The sequence below is a fragment of the Sphingomonas sp. S-NIH.Pt15_0812 genome, assembly GCF_003951315.1.
Taxonomy (GTDB): domain Bacteria; phylum Pseudomonadota; class Alphaproteobacteria; order Sphingomonadales; family Sphingomonadaceae; genus Sphingomonas.
The window spans coordinates 36673-51505 of record NZ_QLJH01000013.1 but is presented as its reverse complement, the minus strand read 5'-3'; the positions used below and the strand labels follow the sequence as shown (position 1 = coordinate 51505).

Annotated in this window: 16 protein-coding genes and 1 tRNA gene; 6 read left to right on the top strand and 11 right to left on the bottom strand. The window is 69.8% G+C overall.

What is annotated here, in order from left to right:
- Window positions 1-13 precede the first annotated feature (13 nt).
- The 6 genes from BRX43_RS10495 to BRX43_RS10470 form a co-directional block, all read right to left on the bottom strand.
- Entirely contained in the window at window positions 14-523 is a 510-nt protein-coding gene (locus BRX43_RS10495; RefSeq protein WP_241214899.1) for a GNAT family N-acetyltransferase, read from the bottom strand.
- Window positions 524-563: 40 nt separating this feature from the next.
- On the bottom strand, window positions 564-1538 hold the full coding sequence (locus BRX43_RS10490; RefSeq protein WP_241214898.1) for a phytoene/squalene synthase family protein: 975 nt from the start codon (window positions 1536-1538) through the stop codon (window positions 564-566).
- A complete protein-coding gene (locus BRX43_RS10485) occupies window positions 1535-2116 on the bottom strand; it encodes a TIGR00730 family Rossman fold protein (RefSeq protein WP_125994808.1) in 582 nt (193 codons plus the stop codon). The genes BRX43_RS10490 and BRX43_RS10485 overlap by 4 nt, the downstream gene beginning before the upstream one ends.
- 42 nt (window positions 2117-2158) lie before the next feature.
- Complete coding sequence (locus tag BRX43_RS10480; protein WP_125994807.1) at window positions 2159-3631, bottom strand: phytoene desaturase; 1473 nt, start codon at window positions 3629-3631, stop codon at window positions 2159-2161.
- On the bottom strand, window positions 3628-4797 hold the full coding sequence (gene crtY, locus BRX43_RS10475; protein WP_125994806.1) for a lycopene beta-cyclase CrtY: 1170 nt from the start codon (window positions 4795-4797) through the stop codon (window positions 3628-3630). The genes BRX43_RS10480 and crtY overlap by 4 nt, the downstream gene beginning before the upstream one ends.
- A 120-nt stretch (window positions 4798-4917) precedes the next feature.
- A complete protein-coding gene (locus BRX43_RS10470) occupies window positions 4918-5148 on the bottom strand; it encodes a hypothetical protein (protein WP_125994805.1) in 231 nt (76 codons plus the stop codon).
- A 120-nt stretch (window positions 5149-5268) separates the two neighbouring features.
- Here BRX43_RS10470 and BRX43_RS10465 point away from each other — a divergent pair, with 120 nt between their 5' ends.
- The gene (locus BRX43_RS10465; protein ID WP_125994804.1) at window positions 5269-7083 is read left to right on the top strand and encodes an ABC transporter ATP-binding protein/permease; all 1815 of its coding nucleotides are present in this window, start codon (window positions 5269-5271) and stop codon (window positions 7081-7083) included.
- A 64-nt stretch (window positions 7084-7147) separates the two neighbouring features.
- Window positions 7148-8647 carry a glucose-6-phosphate dehydrogenase gene (gene zwf / locus BRX43_RS10460; protein ID WP_241214897.1) on the top strand — a complete coding sequence of 500 codons (1500 nt, stop codon included), beginning with the start codon at window positions 7148-7150 and terminating at the stop codon, window positions 8645-8647.
- A gap of 116 nt (window positions 8648-8763) precedes the next feature.
- On the opposite strand, the gene BRX43_RS10455 is transcribed toward zwf, so the two are convergent.
- Genes BRX43_RS10455 through BRX43_RS10440 form a run of 4 tightly spaced genes read right to left on the bottom strand, consistent with a single transcriptional unit; the run spans window position 8764 to window position 11876 of the window.
- Window positions 8764-8943, bottom strand: coding sequence for a Trm112 family protein (locus BRX43_RS10455; protein ID WP_125994803.1), 180 nt, complete (start codon window positions 8941-8943; stop codon window positions 8764-8766).
- A gap of 20 nt (window positions 8944-8963) precedes the next feature.
- Window positions 8964-9575 carry an LON peptidase substrate-binding domain-containing protein gene (locus BRX43_RS10450; protein WP_125994802.1) on the bottom strand — a complete coding sequence of 204 codons (612 nt, stop codon included), beginning with the start codon at window positions 9573-9575 and terminating at the stop codon, window positions 8964-8966.
- Window positions 9572-10465, bottom strand: a complete 894-nt coding sequence (locus tag BRX43_RS10445) for a tetratricopeptide repeat protein (RefSeq protein WP_125994865.1) — start codon at window positions 10463-10465, stop codon at window positions 9572-9574. The genes BRX43_RS10450 and BRX43_RS10445 overlap by 4 nt, the downstream gene beginning before the upstream one ends.
- 31 nt (window positions 10466-10496) lie before the next feature.
- Window positions 10497-11876 carry a DNA polymerase Y family protein gene (locus BRX43_RS10440; RefSeq protein WP_125994801.1) on the bottom strand — a complete coding sequence of 460 codons (1380 nt, stop codon included), beginning with the start codon at window positions 11874-11876 and terminating at the stop codon, window positions 10497-10499.
- 211 nt (window positions 11877-12087) lie between these two features.
- Between BRX43_RS10440 and BRX43_RS10435 the strand changes: the two genes are divergently transcribed.
- A tRNA-Gly gene (locus BRX43_RS10435) sits at window positions 12088-12162 on the top strand.
- A 241-nt stretch (window positions 12163-12403) separates the two neighbouring features.
- On the opposite strand, the gene BRX43_RS10430 is transcribed toward BRX43_RS10435, so the two are convergent.
- Window positions 12404-13120, bottom strand: a complete 717-nt coding sequence (locus tag BRX43_RS10430) for a S24 family peptidase (protein ID WP_125994800.1) — start codon at window positions 13118-13120, stop codon at window positions 12404-12406.
- A 142-nt stretch (window positions 13121-13262) separates the two neighbouring features.
- Here BRX43_RS10430 and BRX43_RS10425 point away from each other — a divergent pair, with 142 nt between their 5' ends.
- The 3 genes from BRX43_RS10425 to BRX43_RS10415 all read left to right on the top strand — a co-directional run bounded on the left by BRX43_RS10425 (window position 13263) and on the right by BRX43_RS10415 (window position 14732).
- Complete coding sequence (locus tag BRX43_RS10425) at window positions 13263-13505, top strand: hypothetical protein (protein ID WP_125994799.1); 243 nt, start codon at window positions 13263-13265, stop codon at window positions 13503-13505.
- A 42-nt stretch (window positions 13506-13547) separates the two neighbouring features.
- Window positions 13548-13838 carry a hypothetical protein gene (locus BRX43_RS10420; protein WP_125994798.1) on the top strand — a complete coding sequence of 97 codons (291 nt, stop codon included), beginning with the start codon at window positions 13548-13550 and terminating at the stop codon, window positions 13836-13838.
- A gap of 150 nt (window positions 13839-13988) precedes the next feature.
- Window positions 13989-14732: a glycoside hydrolase family protein gene (locus BRX43_RS10415; RefSeq protein ID WP_125994797.1), complete on the top strand. Its 744-nt coding sequence runs from the start codon at window positions 13989-13991 to the stop codon at window positions 14730-14732.
- The last annotated feature ends 101 nt before the right edge of the window (window positions 14733-14833 follow it).

Here is a 14833-nt window from a genome sequence, read left to right as displayed (position 1 = left end):
GCCATGATACCAATCAGCCGGCGGCGATCCGCTCGAAGCACAGGATCGCCCGGTCGTGATACCGGGCCTCGCCACGGCGGACATAGCCCAGCGCCGTCGCCAGCCGGATCGAGGCGGCATTGCCCGGATCGATGATGCACTGAGTCCGCGTCCTCCCCTGGGCATCGGCCCAGCCGAGCACCGCCGCCATCGCCTCGTGCGCATAGCCCCGGCCATGCCGCTCGGGCGACAGCGTCCAGCCCGTCTCCGTCGCGGTCAGCGGCGGATCGATCGCGCGCTTCGCCTCGATCAGCCCGACCTCGCCCAGCGGCGGCCCATCCGCCGTCTCGCGCACCACCCAGGAGCCGTAGCCGAACGCCGTCCACGTCCCGATCGATCGCAAAAGACGGATCCACACCTCCTCGCGCGGGCGGGGCTGGCCACCGATCCGGGCATAGACGCGGGGGTCGCCCCACATCGCCGCCAGCCCGTCCAGATCGGCCGGACGATGGCCGGTCAGCACCAGCCGGTCGGTGCGGAGCAAGGGGGCGTGGGGGCTGGGCGACGGGTTGGGCATAGGTCGGTCAGCGCGGCCGGGTCCAGAGCACCGGATCGCGCGGCACGTCCGCATAGAGGCGCGTGCGCCGCTTCGCCCGGCTCCAGGACCGGGTGATGAAGCCAATCTTCTCCCATTTCGACGTGCCGACCCGCCGGTCCCAGGCCGCCCCGCCGGCGGCCGCGACCTTGCGGGCGATCGCGCCGTAGATGTCCGCCGCCGACAGCACCGCCCAGGCCGATCGCGTCGACAGGGCCGGGGTGCCGCCGCGCGCGCTCGCCTCGAACATCGCGGCCCGGGTGGCGAGACGGGTCGCCAGGACCGCGACGGCGGCCCGGTTCGCCGGGTCCGACAGCGTGCCGGGTGCGATCCCGGCCTCGTCCAGCCAGTCCTGCGGCAGGTAGCAGCGGCCGGCGCGGTCGTCCTCCGCCAGGTCGCGCGCGATATTGGCGAGCTGGAACGCCAGCCCCAGGTCGCAAGCCCGGTCGAGCGTCGCGTCGTCCGCCGGGTCGACGCCCATCACCACCGCCATCATGCAGCCGACGACGCCCGCGACATGGTAGCAATAGCGGTAGAGATCCTCCTCGCTCCGCGGCCGCCACTCCTCGGCATCGAGCGCGAAGCCCGCGACCAGCGCACGCGGCCAGGCGGGCGGCATCGCCGTCTCCGCCGCGACGACGCGCAGCGCATCGAACGCCGGATCGCCCACCACCTCGCCGGCCAGCGCCGCCTCGGTCTTGGCGGTCAGTTCGGCGAGGCGGGCGGGGGCGTCGGCGACGCGGGTCATGCCATGGCCATGGTCCTGCCCGTCGGCGATATCGTCGCAGGCGCGGCACCAGGCATAGAGCAGCCAGGCCCGCTCGCGCGTGGCGGGATCGAACAGGCGCGACGCGGCGGCGAAGCTCTTCGATCCGCGCGCGATCGACAGCCGCGCCGCCTCGACCAGCGCCTCGCGGTCTTGCGTGCGATCCTGGCCGCGCTCCGGGGGCGGCAGGCCGGTCACAGGTCGGCGGCGTTCATCCGCACGATCGGCTGGGTTGGGCGATGCGCGGCCATCCGCTCCAGCAGCACGTCCAGCGTATCGGCGACGATCAGCAGGTCGCGATGCTGCGGGCGCAGGAAGCCGACTTCGCCCATCCGGTTCCAGAACTGGATCAGCGGGTCGTAATAGCCGGCGGTGTTGAGCAGCCCGACCGGATCGGCATGATAGCCGAGCTGCGCCCAGGACAGCGCCTCCCACAGTTCGTCCATCGTGCCGGTGCCGCCGGGGATGGTGACGAAGCCGTCGGCCAGGTCGGTGAACGCCTTCTTGCGCTCATGCATCCCCGGTACGACGTGCAGTTCGGTCAGGTCGCGGTGCGCGACCTCGGCATCGACCAGCGCCTGGGGGATGATGCCGATCACCTCGCCCCCCGCCGCCAGCGCCGCATCGGCCACCGCCCCCATCAGGCCGAGCCGGCCGCCGCCATAGACGACGCCGATGCCGCGTTCGGCGAGCGTCCGGCCGACATCGCGCGCCGCCTCCAGGTACAAGGGGTCGGCGGGGGTGGCGGAGCCGCAATAGATGGCGAGGCGTTTCATGCGCTTCGCGCTAGGATATGCGCGCGCGGCCGACAAGCCGGCTCATCCCTCCAGCATCAGCCGCGCCGTCGCCTTGGCGCTGCCGACCACGCCCGGAATCCCCGCGCCCGGATGCGTGCCCGCCCCGACGAAGAACAGGTTGGGGATGGCGTCGTCGCGATTGTGGACGCGGAAATAGGCGCTCTGGGTCAGCACCGGCTCCAGGCTGAAGGCGCTGCCGAGATGCGCGTTCAGGTCCGTCTCGAAATCGGACGGGGCATAGGAGAATTTGGTGACGATCCGCTCATGGATATCGGGGATCAGCCGCCGGCCGACCTCGTCCAGGATGCGCTTTTCCAGGATCGGGCCGACTTCCGCCCAGTCGACCGGGAACTTGCCCCGGTGCGGCACGGGGGCCAGCGCGTAGAAGGTCGAATGCCCCTCCGGCGCCAGCGCCGGGTCGGTGACGGTCGGGTGGTGGAGATAGAGCGAGAAATCCTCGCTCAGCACGCCATGGTCGTAGATGTCGGACAACAGGCCCTTATAGCGCGGGCCGAACAGGATCATGTGGTGCGGGATGCCCGGCCAGCTGCCCTTGATCCCGAAGTGCACCACGAACAGCGAGGGCGAATAGCTTTTCCGTTCCAGCCGCGCGCGCGTCCGCTGCGCCGATCGCGAGGTGGACAGCAGGTCGCGATAGGTGTGCATGATGTCGCTGTTCGCGGCGACCGCATCCACGTCCATCCGCCAGCCCGACTGGGTGGCCACGCCGGTCGCGCGGTCGCCCAGCGTCTCGATCGCGGTGACCGGGTCGCCCAGGCGCATCGTGCCGCCCAGCCGCTCGAAATGCGCGACCATGCCGGCGACCAGCCGGTTGGTGCCGCCGCGCGCGAACCAGACGCCGCCGTCCCGCTCCAGCTTGTGGATCAGCGCGTAGATGGCGCTGGTCGTCATCGGATTGCCGCCGACCAGCAGCGTGTGGAAGCTCAGCGCCTCGCGCAGCTTCTCCGATTTTACGAAGCCCGACACGATCGAATAGACCGAGCGCCACGCCTGGTACTTGGCCAGCGCCGGCGCCGCCTTGATCATCGACGCGAAGTCGAGGAACGCGACATGGCCCAGCTTCTCGTACCCCTCGCGGAACACGCCGGCCGAATATTCCAGGAACTTCTGATAGCCGGCCCAGTCGCCGGGGTGCAGCCGCTCGATCTGCGACCGCAGCAGCGTGTCGTCGTTGGTATAGTCGAAATTGGTGCCGTCCGCCCAGTTCAGCCGGTAGAAGGGCGAGACCGGGTCCAGCTGCACGTCATCGGCCATGCTGTGGCCGGTCAACTGCCACAGCTCCTCCAGGCAGGCCGGATCGGTGATCACCGTCGGCCCGCCGTCGAAGGTGAAGCCGTCGCGCTCCCAATAATAGGCGCGACCGCCCGGCTTGTCGCGCGACTCGATGATCGTGGTCTGGATGCCGGCGCTTTGCAGGCGGATGGCGAGCGCCAGCCCGCCAAAGCCGGCGCCGATGACGACGACGTTCTTCATGCGCGTCCTCCGCCGGCCAGCGCGCGGATCGCGCGGCCGATCGGCACCGGCGGTTTGCCGACCAGCACCCGGGCCTTGTCGCTCATCGTGGAATGTCCTGCATAGAAGCGGCCGATCAGCCGCGGGTCGAGTCGATAGAAGCGTTCCAGGACGCGGTAGCGTTCCTCCGGTTCCGCAGCGCGGAACAACATACGATCCAGCAAGCGATAAAAGTTCCGCCCGTCCCAACTGGTCCGTGCCAGATCATGGGTCAGCCCGTGCAGGCCGAGGCCGGAAAAATCGGTCTGGGCGGCGATCGCGGTGGCGCTGCGCACCGCGTCGGGCAGCGAATAGCCGGTGGTCGGGTGGAACAGCCCGGCGCGCATCCCGACCTTCGCGACGCGTGCGCCGCCGGACGTCCAATAGGTCTCGAAGTCGCCGCCCATCGCCACCGGCAGCACGCCGCGTTCCTGGTGGCCGGCATCCTCGACCCCCTGCCAGTCGCGCTGCGCGGCATAGGCGTCGATCCGCCGCGCGACCGAGCGGACGTTCAGAGTCGGCGATTCGCTGTAATAGGTATCCTCGACGAACACCCGCTCCGCATCGAAGGGCAGGCAGTAGAGGAAGCGATAGCCGTCGATCTGCGACACGGTCGCGTCCATCACCATCGGCCGCGCCACGTCATGGCCGCCGGGCACGCGCAGCAGCCGGCCGACGAACTTCTGCCAGCCCAGATCGAGCTCCGACACATCGCCCGCGCCGCGCGCGTCGATCACGCCCTTGGCCTCGATCCGGTCGCCATCGGCGAAGACCACCGCCGTGGTCGAGGTCGCCAGCACCTTGCGGTCCAACAGCAGCGCGCGCTCGGGCAGCGCCTGGCGCACCACCTGGTCCAGCCGCGTACTTTCGATCGAATAATAGGTGGCGGCGATGGTGCGGCGATGGGCGGGGAAGGCGACATCATAGTCGCGCCAGGCATGGCCGATCAGCGGAGTCAGCAGCCAGCGATCGGCATCGGCGATATCGCTGCCGAAAAAGGACCAGACATGGTCGCCGCCGATGCGGTGGTCGGAATCGATCAGTCGGACGTCGAGCGCGGGATGTCGGGCAGCCAGGGCGAGCGCAAGCAGCGACCCGGCAAGCCCGGCCCCGGCGATCGCGACATCGCAGCGAATGGTGGCGGCCATATGTCTCGCCTAGCGCAAGGACATGGCGCGTGGGAAACCCAAAATCGCATGGCGTCATCATGGGCCGTCACGATGAGCGTCACGGACGCGGAGGACGGCGTCGCGACGCCCCGACCGGGATCAGCCCTGCCGGGCTTTCGCCGCCCCATCCGCGAAGCGCACGCCCTCGGCGCGGCAATCCGCACCGATCACTGGAAAGGGCACATCGCTGTTGCGCGCCAATTGCTGCACGAGATCGGCCTTGCATTGCGCCATGGTCTCGTACCGAACGGGAGCGATCCGCGCCTCGCGGCAGTCGACATTGCCGTCCCCGCATCCCAGAATGGCGACCACGAAATAGATCGGTGTCATAGGCGTCTCCAGACGGAGGGTAAAACGTCGGCGTGCGATGGGATGTTCCGAGACCGCGACCGGTGGATGACGGCTGCGGACGGTTGAACTCCGGCCCCGTCGCGCCGACATCAGCGGTTCATGCCCCCATCCGCCCCCACTGCCGGTCCCGAACGGCCGCTATTCCCGACGCTTCGCCGGTTCCTCCCCTATCTCTGGCCCGCCGGGGAGCCGGGGCTGCGCCTGCGCATCGTCGCGGCGATGCTGCTCGTGCTGGTGTCGAAGCTCGTGCAGGTGTTCGGCGCCGCCTATACGCTGAAATTCGCGGTCGACCGCATGGCCTCGGGCGACCGGAGCCTGGCGACGCTCGTGGTGCTGCTGGTCGTCGCCTATGCGGCCTCGCGCTTCGCCACGACCTTGTTCGACAATCTGCGCAATGCCGTGTTCGAGCGGGTCGGGCAGGATGCGACGCGCCGGCTGGCCGCCGATGTGTTCCGCCACCTGCACGGCCTGTCGCTGCGCTTCCATCTGGAACGGCGCACCGGCGCGGTCACCAAGGTGGTCGAGCGCGGCACCAAGAGCATCGACACGATGCTCTATTTCCTGCTGTTCAACATCGCGCCGACCGTGCTGGAACTGGCGCTGGTGCTCGGCATCTTCGGTCGCAGCTTCGGCGCGCCGCTGGTCGTCGCGACGATCGCGATGGTCGTCGCCTATATCTGGTTCACGCGGCTGGTCACCGACTGGCGCAATGCGCTGCGCACGCGGATGAACGATCTCGACACCGGCGCGGTCGCCCACGCCGTCGATTCGCTGCTCAATTTCGAGACGGTCAAATATTTCAACGCCGAGGAACGCGAAGCGCGGCGCTACGAACAGGCGGTCGACGCCTATGCCCGCGCCGCCACCCAGTCGGAAAACTCGCTGGCCTGGCTGAACGTCGGCCAGGCGGCGATCACCAACCTGATGCTCGGCGGCGGCATGGCCTATGTCGCCTGGGGATGGAGCCGGGGGCAGTTTTCCGCTGGCGACGTGGTGTTCGTGTCGACGCTGCTCGCCCAGTTGTTCCGGCCGCTCGACCTGCTCGGCATGGTCTATCGCACCATCCGCCAGGGGGTGATCGACATGGGCGCGATGTTCGACCTGATCGACACGCGCGCCGACGTCACCGACCTGCCCGGCGCGCCGGCCCTGGCGGTGACGCGCGGCCATGTGCGGTTCGAGGGGGTGCGTTTCGGCTATGATCCCGAGCGCACCATCCTGGACGGTCTCGACCTCGACGTGCCGGCCGGGACGACGGTGGCGGTGGTAGGATCGTCCGGCGCGGGCAAGTCGACGCTCGCGCGGCTGCTCTATCGCTTCTACGATGTCGGCGAAGGACGGATCACGATCGACGGGCAGGACATCGCCCGGGTCACGCAAGGATCGCTGCGCGCCGCGATCGGCATCGTGCCGCAGGACACGGTGCTGTTCAACGACACGATCGGCTACAACATCGCCTATGGCCGCGAGGGCGCGGGCGACGCCGAAGTGGAGCAGGCGGCACGCGGCGCGGCGATCGCCGCGTTCATCGAGCGCCAGCCCGATGGCTATGCCACCCGCGTCGGCGAGCGCGGGCTGAAACTGTCGGGCGGCGAGAAGCAGCGCGTGGCGATCGCCCGCACCCTGCTCAAGAACCCGCCGATCCTGATCCTGGACGAGGCGACCAGCGCGCTCGACAGCCGGACCGAGGCCGACATCCTGGCGACGCTGGAGGCGGTGGAGCGCGGTCGCACCACCATCGTCATCGCGCACCGCCTGTCGACGATCGTGTCGGCGGACCGGATCGTCGTGCTGGACGCCGGCCGGGTGGCGGAACAGGGCAGCCATGCCGAGCTGCTGCGTCGCGGCGGCCTTTATGCGGAAATGTGGTCGCGCCAGGCGGCGGAGCGCGACGCGGCGCTGGCGGCGGCCTGATAAAGCCGGGCACCGTTACGGCTCCGGTTCGTTGTCGCGGGCGAAACGCAGCAAAGAGGTGATCGTGGCCGAACGCGACATGCACGTACCCCCCGCGCCGCCGGTGACGCTGGTGATCTTCGGCGCGACCGGCGACCTGACCCGGCGACTGCTGATGCCCGCGCTCATCAACATGACCCGGCTGGGCCTGGCGGACGACCAGCTCCACATCCTGGGCGTCGGGCTGGACGAGATGGACGCGGAAGGGCTGCGCCACGCGCTCGAATCCTTCCAGGCCCCCAGCGGTGGCGAGGGCGCGACCGAGAAGGGCGAAGCGTGGAGCCGCCTGCGGCCGCGAATCGACTATCTGAAGGGCGATTTCACCGCCGATGCCGTCTACGCAATCCTTGCCGAGCGGCTGGGTCCGGACCGCAACGCCGCCTTCTACCTGGCGGTGCCGCCGCGCTTCTTCGGCGATATCGTCGACAAGCTGGCGCAGCACGGCCTGATGGCGGAAAGCGACCGGCGCTTCCGCCGCGTCGCGATCGAGAAACCGTTCGGCCACGACCTGGACAGCGCCCGCGCGCTCAACGCCCGCATCCTGAAGCAGGTGGCCGAGCGGCAGGTCTATCGGATCGACCATTTCCTGGGAAAGGAGACGGTGCAGAACATCCTGACATTGCGCTTCGCCAACACCATGATCGAGCGGCTGTGGAACAGCGACGCGATCGACCATGTCCAGATCACCGCCGCCGAGACGGTGGATGTCGGCACGCGCGGCGGCTTCTACGACCCGACCGGCGCGCTGCGCGACATGGTGCCCAACCATCTGTTCCAGCTGCTCGCGATGGTGGCGATGGAGCCGCCCAACAGCTTCGACGCGGAGGCGATCCGCGACGAGAAGGGCAAGGCGTTGCGGGCGGTGCGCGTCTATAACGCCGACGAGGCGCGGGCCAATGGCGTGCGCGGGCAATATGCGGACGGCGTGGTCGCCGGCCATCCGGTCGCCGCCTATCGCGGTGCCGAGGGCGTCGCGCCGGACAGCCGGACCGAGACCTTCGTCGCGCTGAAGCTGATGGTCGATACTTGGCGCTGGGCGGGCGTGCCCTTCTACCTGCGCACCGGCAAGGCGATGGCGGTGCGCGATACCGAGGTGGTGGTGGTGTTCAAGCCGGTGCCGCTGATGCAGTTCGCCTCGGCGCGCGGGGCCAAGCTGCCGTCCAACCAGCTGGTGATCCAGATCCAGCCGGACGAGGGGATGAGCATGGAGATGGTCATCAAGCGCCCCGGCCTGGAGGTGGCGACCGCGCCGGTCAGCCTGGACTTCCATTATGCCGACCGTTTCCGCATCGCCGCGCTGACCGGTTACGAGACATTGCTCTACGACCTGTTCACCGGCGACCAGACGCTGTTCCAGCGCGCCGACGCGATCGAGGCGGGATGGGCGGCGGTGCAGCCCTTTCTCGACCTATGGGCCAGGGGCGAGCCGGAATCCTATGCGGCGGGGAGCACCGGACCGGATTCGTCCGACGCGTTGATGCGGCGGGACGGACGAGCATGGCATGGACTGGCGACGAAACAGTGATCCGGTGCGCGTGACGACGCGGGGCACCGGGATGTCGTGTCCGGGGTGAGCGTCCTGCCTAGCCTACGACCGGCAGGCCCGCCGGTCCCCGCGCCGTTCGCACCTCAGCGCGACCCTCACTCGGCCGGATCGAGCCGTCGCGCTTCCTCGACCAGCATCACCGGCACGCCGTCGCGGATCGGATAGGCCAGCCCCGCCGCAGCCGACACCAGTTCCTGCGCGTCCGCGTCATGGACCAGCGGCTGGCGCGTCGCCGGGCAGACCAGCCGTTCCAGCAGCCAGGGATCGATCGTCATAGGCTGTTCCCCCTCGTCGCTCACTGAAGCGTCACCCGGTCCTCGCCGCCATAGCGGCCGAAGAACTGCATCAACTGGATGATCAGCTCGGCGCGCTGCTCGATCCCCTCCGCCTCCAGCAGCGCCTGCTTGGCGGCGACGTCGAAGGGCGCGATCTGGGCGATGCCGTTGACCAGGCTGGCATCGTCCAGCCGCGCCACCGCATCCCAATCCACCTGATAGCCCGCCGCCTCGGCATAGCGCTTCGACTCGACCTCCAGGCTGGCGCGGCGGCCGATCGACAGGTCGTCCGGTTCCGGCGGGGCGATCAGATCCGCCTCCACCTGGCGGAAGGCGGTCGTGACGGTCAGCTCGCGCCGCACCCGGAACAGCGACAGGCCTTCCAGCACCAGATTGTACCGCCCGTCGTCCAGCGCCTCCACCTCGGCGATCTTGCCGACGCAGCCGACCGCGTACAGGTCCGGCGTCTCCCCCTCGCCGCTCGGCTGGATCATCCCGATCCGCCGGTCGCGCGCCATCGCATCCGACACCAGCGCCCGGTAGCGCGGCTCGAAGATATGCAGCGGCAGATGCATCTCCGGAAAGAGCAGCGCCCCCGCCAGCGGGAAGATCGACAGGCGGACGCCCGTCATCCGAACAGGATCGCGGACAGGCGGCGGCGCTGCTGCGACACCCAGGGGTCCATCAGGCCGACCACCTCGAACAGCTTGAGCAGCTGCTGGCGCGCCGCGCCATCATTCCACTCGCGATCGGCCGCGACGATGAAGAGCAGGTTGTCGGCCGCACCGTTGCGGTCGCCCGCCGCCATCTGCGCATTGGCCAGCGCGAACCGCTTCTCGTGATCGTCCGGGTTGTTCTGCACCTCGGTCGCCAGGCCGGCGAAATCCTCGACCGGCTGCGCGGTCTGCGCCAAGGCCAGCGCGGCGCGGGCCCGGTCGATGCCGGCATCCTTCAGGTCGGCGGGCAGCGCATCGATCGCCGCCTGCGCCTCGTCGGTCAGCCCGGCGGCGAGCAGCGCGCGGATATGGCCGGACAGCACCGCCGGATTGTCGGGCGCCATGTCGATCAACTGCTGGAAGATCGACAGCGCGCGTTCCGCATCGCCCTCGGCCAGAACCTCCTCGCCCATCGCGACCAGCGGTTCCAGCTCGGCGGCGGCATCGCCCGCCTCGGACTGGATCGGCAATTGGCGGAGCAGCTGGTCGAGTGTCGTGCGCAGCGCGCTCTCGGTGCGGGCGCTGGTCAGATCGGCAACCAATTGGCCCTGGAACATCGCATAGACGGTCGGGATCGAGCGGATCTGGAATTGCGCGGCGATGAACTGGTTCTTGTCGGTATCGACCTTGGCCAGCACCACGCCCTTGTCGGCATAATCGGCCGCCACCTTCTCCAACACCGGGGCCAGCGCCTTGCAGGGTCCGCACCATTCCGCCCAGAAATCGATGATGACGAGCTTCGTCATCGACGGCTCGACCACGTCGGTGCGGAATGCGGTCACCGCTTCCTTGTCGGCAGGCGTCATTCCCAGGCTGGCCAAATCACTGCTCCCACTGTCACTGGCCCGCTATCTGGGGCGGCGCGCGCCGTAATGGAAGGCCCGTCCCGCGAACAGGTCCCCGCAGGCGGACCGGCCATGCACAGGCCATCGCGCCGCCGCGCCCCCGCGACGGATGGACCGGCGTCGGCCGCGCCGCGTCCTCGCCATCCCCCGGGTCGGAGGGCCGTGATGGACCGAAGAGCGGGATCGGCGCGGCGGGCGGTTCGACGGGGGCGACGACGCCCGCCGCCGCGTCGGCGCAGAACAGGCCCAGTTGCGGCTGCGCCGCCGGCGGCTTGCGCGACGACCGACGCACCGGCGCGGCCCGTTCGGGTCGGACCGCCGCCCCGCCCTCCAGCGCCAGCCGCCCCGTGCCGATCGGCGCCGCGCGCACCACGCATACCCGGACGAGATCGCAGCCGCCCGCCGCCGCCAGCTGGTCCCCCAGCGTCCCCCATCGCGCGGCCATTGCCCGCAGCACCGGGGCGACGGCCTGGGACGGTTCGGGCAGGTCCACCCGCATGGCCAGGCGCCGGCCATCGCGGGTGAACAGCCCCGCCTCCCAGCACCATCCGCCCTCGCCATCCGCGATCAGCGCCTCGACCAGCTGGGCCAGCGCCGATTCGACCGCCGCCAGCACCGGCTTGGCCTGCACGATCGGCTGGTCCGGCGTTCGCTCGACCTGCCGGCCGGAGAGCGACGGCGGGGGCGGCAGCGGGGCCCGCCGGTCGGTCAGCCCCCGCACGGCCTCCTGCACCGAGCGGCCGAATTGCACCGCCTCGGGCCGCGTCGCCACGTCGCCCACGGTGCGCAGCCCCGCCGCGAGCAGGGCCTCCGTCTCCTCCGCCTCCAATTCCAGCGCCGCAACCGGCAACCGCCGCACCGCGCCCGCCTCGTCCGGCGCCGGTCCCCCGGCGAAGCGCGCCAGCGCCCGCGCCACCGCCGGGGTGCCGCCGGCGGCATGACGCACCAGCATCCCCCGTCGCGCCATCCGCGCCTCGATATCGGCGACGAGCGCGGCGTCCGTCTCCGGCGCGCCGGACAGGTCGAGCGTCAGTCCGTCAGCGGGATCGAGCCGCACCTGCGGCGTGTAGCGCGTGAATCCGCCCGCCAGCCGCTCCAGCCAGTCGCAATCGCCATGGGGATCGGCGGCCACCGTGATCAGTCCGGGCGCCGCCGCCCGCGCCGCCGCCGCCAGGTCCCCGACTGCCAGCCCCGCCCGCCGCGCCGCCGGATCGACCATCGCCAGCCGTTCCGTGCCGCCGACCGTCTCGGTCAATGCGACCGGCGCGGCGGCCTGATCGACGAACAGCTGCGGCCGCGTCTCCCGCAGTCGCTCGAACGGCAGCATCGGAAAGACCAGCGCCAGGAAGCGCCGCGCCGACCCGCCGCTCACCGGCCGCGCTCCGCCCAAGGCCGGGAAGCGGCGAGCGATGGCCCGGCTGGAGCTACCGGCAGGACGGGTGAGTCGCGCATGGACGTTCTTCTATTGTTCTGAACACCATCCGCCAAGCCGCAACTTTTTTGAAATTAACGCTTGCGCGATTCCGGACCCACCGCTAGGAGCGCCGCACACCCACCGACCACCCGGTCGGACGGACGCCAGAGCGGGCGTAGCTCAGGGGTAGAGCACAACCTTGCCAAGGTTGGGGTCGAGGGTTCGAATCCCTTCGCCCGCTCCAGTTTTTCATAAAGTCGTGTAGCAAGAGCGGTCCTTCGGGGCCGCTTTTGGCGTCTCGGTCGATGTGAAGACGCGATGTAGCACATCCCGGCATTGTGTCGGCGATGACGGCCGGGAAGGCGATCCGGCTTTCGTCCCTCGCCCGGCAGCCCCCTCCCCGCCAGCATCGGCCCGTCATACGACCGATCATCGGCCATGATTGAAGCGAACGCCGCCGTTCTGGCCGGCGACTCGCCACGCGGTCAGAAGGTCACCAGCTCGTCCCAGGGGATGATGCGGTGGAGATGCGCGACCGCCGAGCGCGGCACGCGGAAGGTGGAGGCCGGGTTGAACTGTTCGAACTCGTAATAGGAGGCGCTCTGGCGGACCAAGCGCTTGGCGATGACGGTGAAGATTCGCTCGCCATCGCCATCCGGGCGGCGCATCTGCGCGACCACATAGTCGCCGGTGCTGGGCGGGCGATTGGGGTCGACATAACCCAGCTCCCCCGGCTCATAGCGCGGCGCCATGGAGACGCCGCGGAAATACAGGGCATAGATGTCGCGCTTGTGATCGAGCGTCAGCGGGCGCCGGGCATAGTCGATCACATCGTCCATCTGCATCTCCATCGCCTCGACCTGGACCGGCTCGTCCGAGTCGGGAAGCCGGATGTCCGAACAGAGCGCCGTCCCCACGATCGGCACGTCGCGCGGCCGGTCCGGCCCGCGGAGCGCGAGGAAGGGTCGGCGATCGGGCGGCTCCTGCTCGGCGGCGCGCTGGCCCGCCTCGAACTCGGCGAAGGTCACGCCGATCGCGGCCAGCAGCTTCTCGACGGTATCATGCTGCGCCGCGCCGCGACGGCGGATGTCGCTCAGCACGTTGCGGTTGAGATTGGCGCGGACGGTCCAGGCATTGGCCGACAGGCCGACCGGCTTGATGGCCATCAGCCGGTCGTAGAGCGTCAGGGGATCAGCAGGCATGATGTCAGCACTAGCTTGCATTACTCGGGCCGTCACCGCCAAAATGAACCGATTTTCGCTTTTTAATGTCAGCGTTTGCTGATATATGGTCGTACCTTGCTGACAGCCGGCCATAAGCCGACCTTGCCGAAGGAGCGACAGGATGACCCCGATCATGGATGCGGAGGTGGCGATGGCCGCTTCCGCCGACGCAGCCGAGTGCATCGGCGACGATCCGTCTTGGGTTGAGGCGGTCGGCACCAATCATGCCGATCGCTGCATGGCGACGGAGGGGTGTCGCAACCTGCTCCGCGCCCAGCTCGAGACAGGTGCGCATTGGATCCGCGATCCCGATCAGCTCGCCGCCGCACGCGCCAGCGTGGGACTGTCGCACGATCCGGTATAGAACAAAACAAGTACGAATATCTGGCTGCGAAGGAGTGAGATCATGGCAACCGCCCTACCATCGAGTGCGCCCGGCACCGCCCCGCCGCCGCCGCGCATGGCCACCAAGGATCTGCTGACGCTGATCTGCACGATCATCGCGGCCGCCGCCGTGCTGGCCGGCGCGATCCGGGGCGACGGCCAGCGCGAACAGCGGCTGCAACAGGTCGAGACCCAGGTCCGCCAGCTCGAACAGCGCGAGGATCGCCGCCAGGACCTGCTCAACGCCATCGACGTCCGCACCGCGCGGATCGAGGCGACCTTGCAGATGATGACCAGGGGCGCAGGCAAATGAGCCAGATCCCGGCACTGCTGGTCGTGGCGTGCCTGGCCCTGCACGCCCAGCCCGCCCTGCGCCTGATCGTCGCCGCCCTGCGCCGCCGGCGACGCACCATCCGACCGGACTAAGGCCCGCCCCGGCTCCGGGGCCCCAGCGGAGATGCATATGACCCGTATCGACTGGCGCGACGCCTCGCGCTGGTGGTCCGTGCGCCTGTCGGCGTTCGGCTCACTTCTTTATGCCGCGATGCTGCTGATGCCGGAGCGGCTGCTCGACCTGTGGGCGGTGATGCCGGTCGAGCTTCGCGCGCTGCTGCCGGCGCGGGCCGGCGACTGGCTGGGCATGATCCTGTTCGCGCTGGTCGTCGTCGCACGCCTGCTGCCCCAGCCGGTACGCGACCATCGGCCGCGACCGGCGGAGCGCGGGGCCCTGTCGGCCAGGGCGGTCGGCGGCACGGCCGCGATCGCGGCCGCCCTGGCCCTGGCGATCGCCGGCCTGCGCGGGGATGAGGGCAAGCGGAACACCGGCTATGCCGATATCGCCGGCGTCGCGACGATCTGCTTCGGCCATACCGGGCCGGATGTGCGCGCCGGACAGTATCGCACCGATGCCGAATGCGAGACGCTGTTGCGGCGGGACGCCCGGGCGCATATGGCCGGTGCGCTCGCCTGTTCGCCCGAACTGGCGGAGCGGCCGAACCAGCTCGCCGCCGTGACGCGGCTGACCTTCAACATCGGCGTCGCCGGCTATTGCCGCTCCAGCATCGCCCGGCATTTCGCCGCCGGGCGCTGGCGGCAGGGCTGCGACCGGTTCCTCGCCTTCCGCTTCGCCGGCGGCCGACCGGTGCGCGGACTGCTGCTGCGCCGCCGGCGCGAGCGGACATTGTGCCTGGCCGGCCTGCCCGCCTGATCGCCCCTTTCCCGCGATCCAGAGGATTTCACGATGCGTCCCTTCGCCAGCAGCCAGACCGGCAACGACAATGGCACGGAGCGGACGCCGAGTACGCCGCT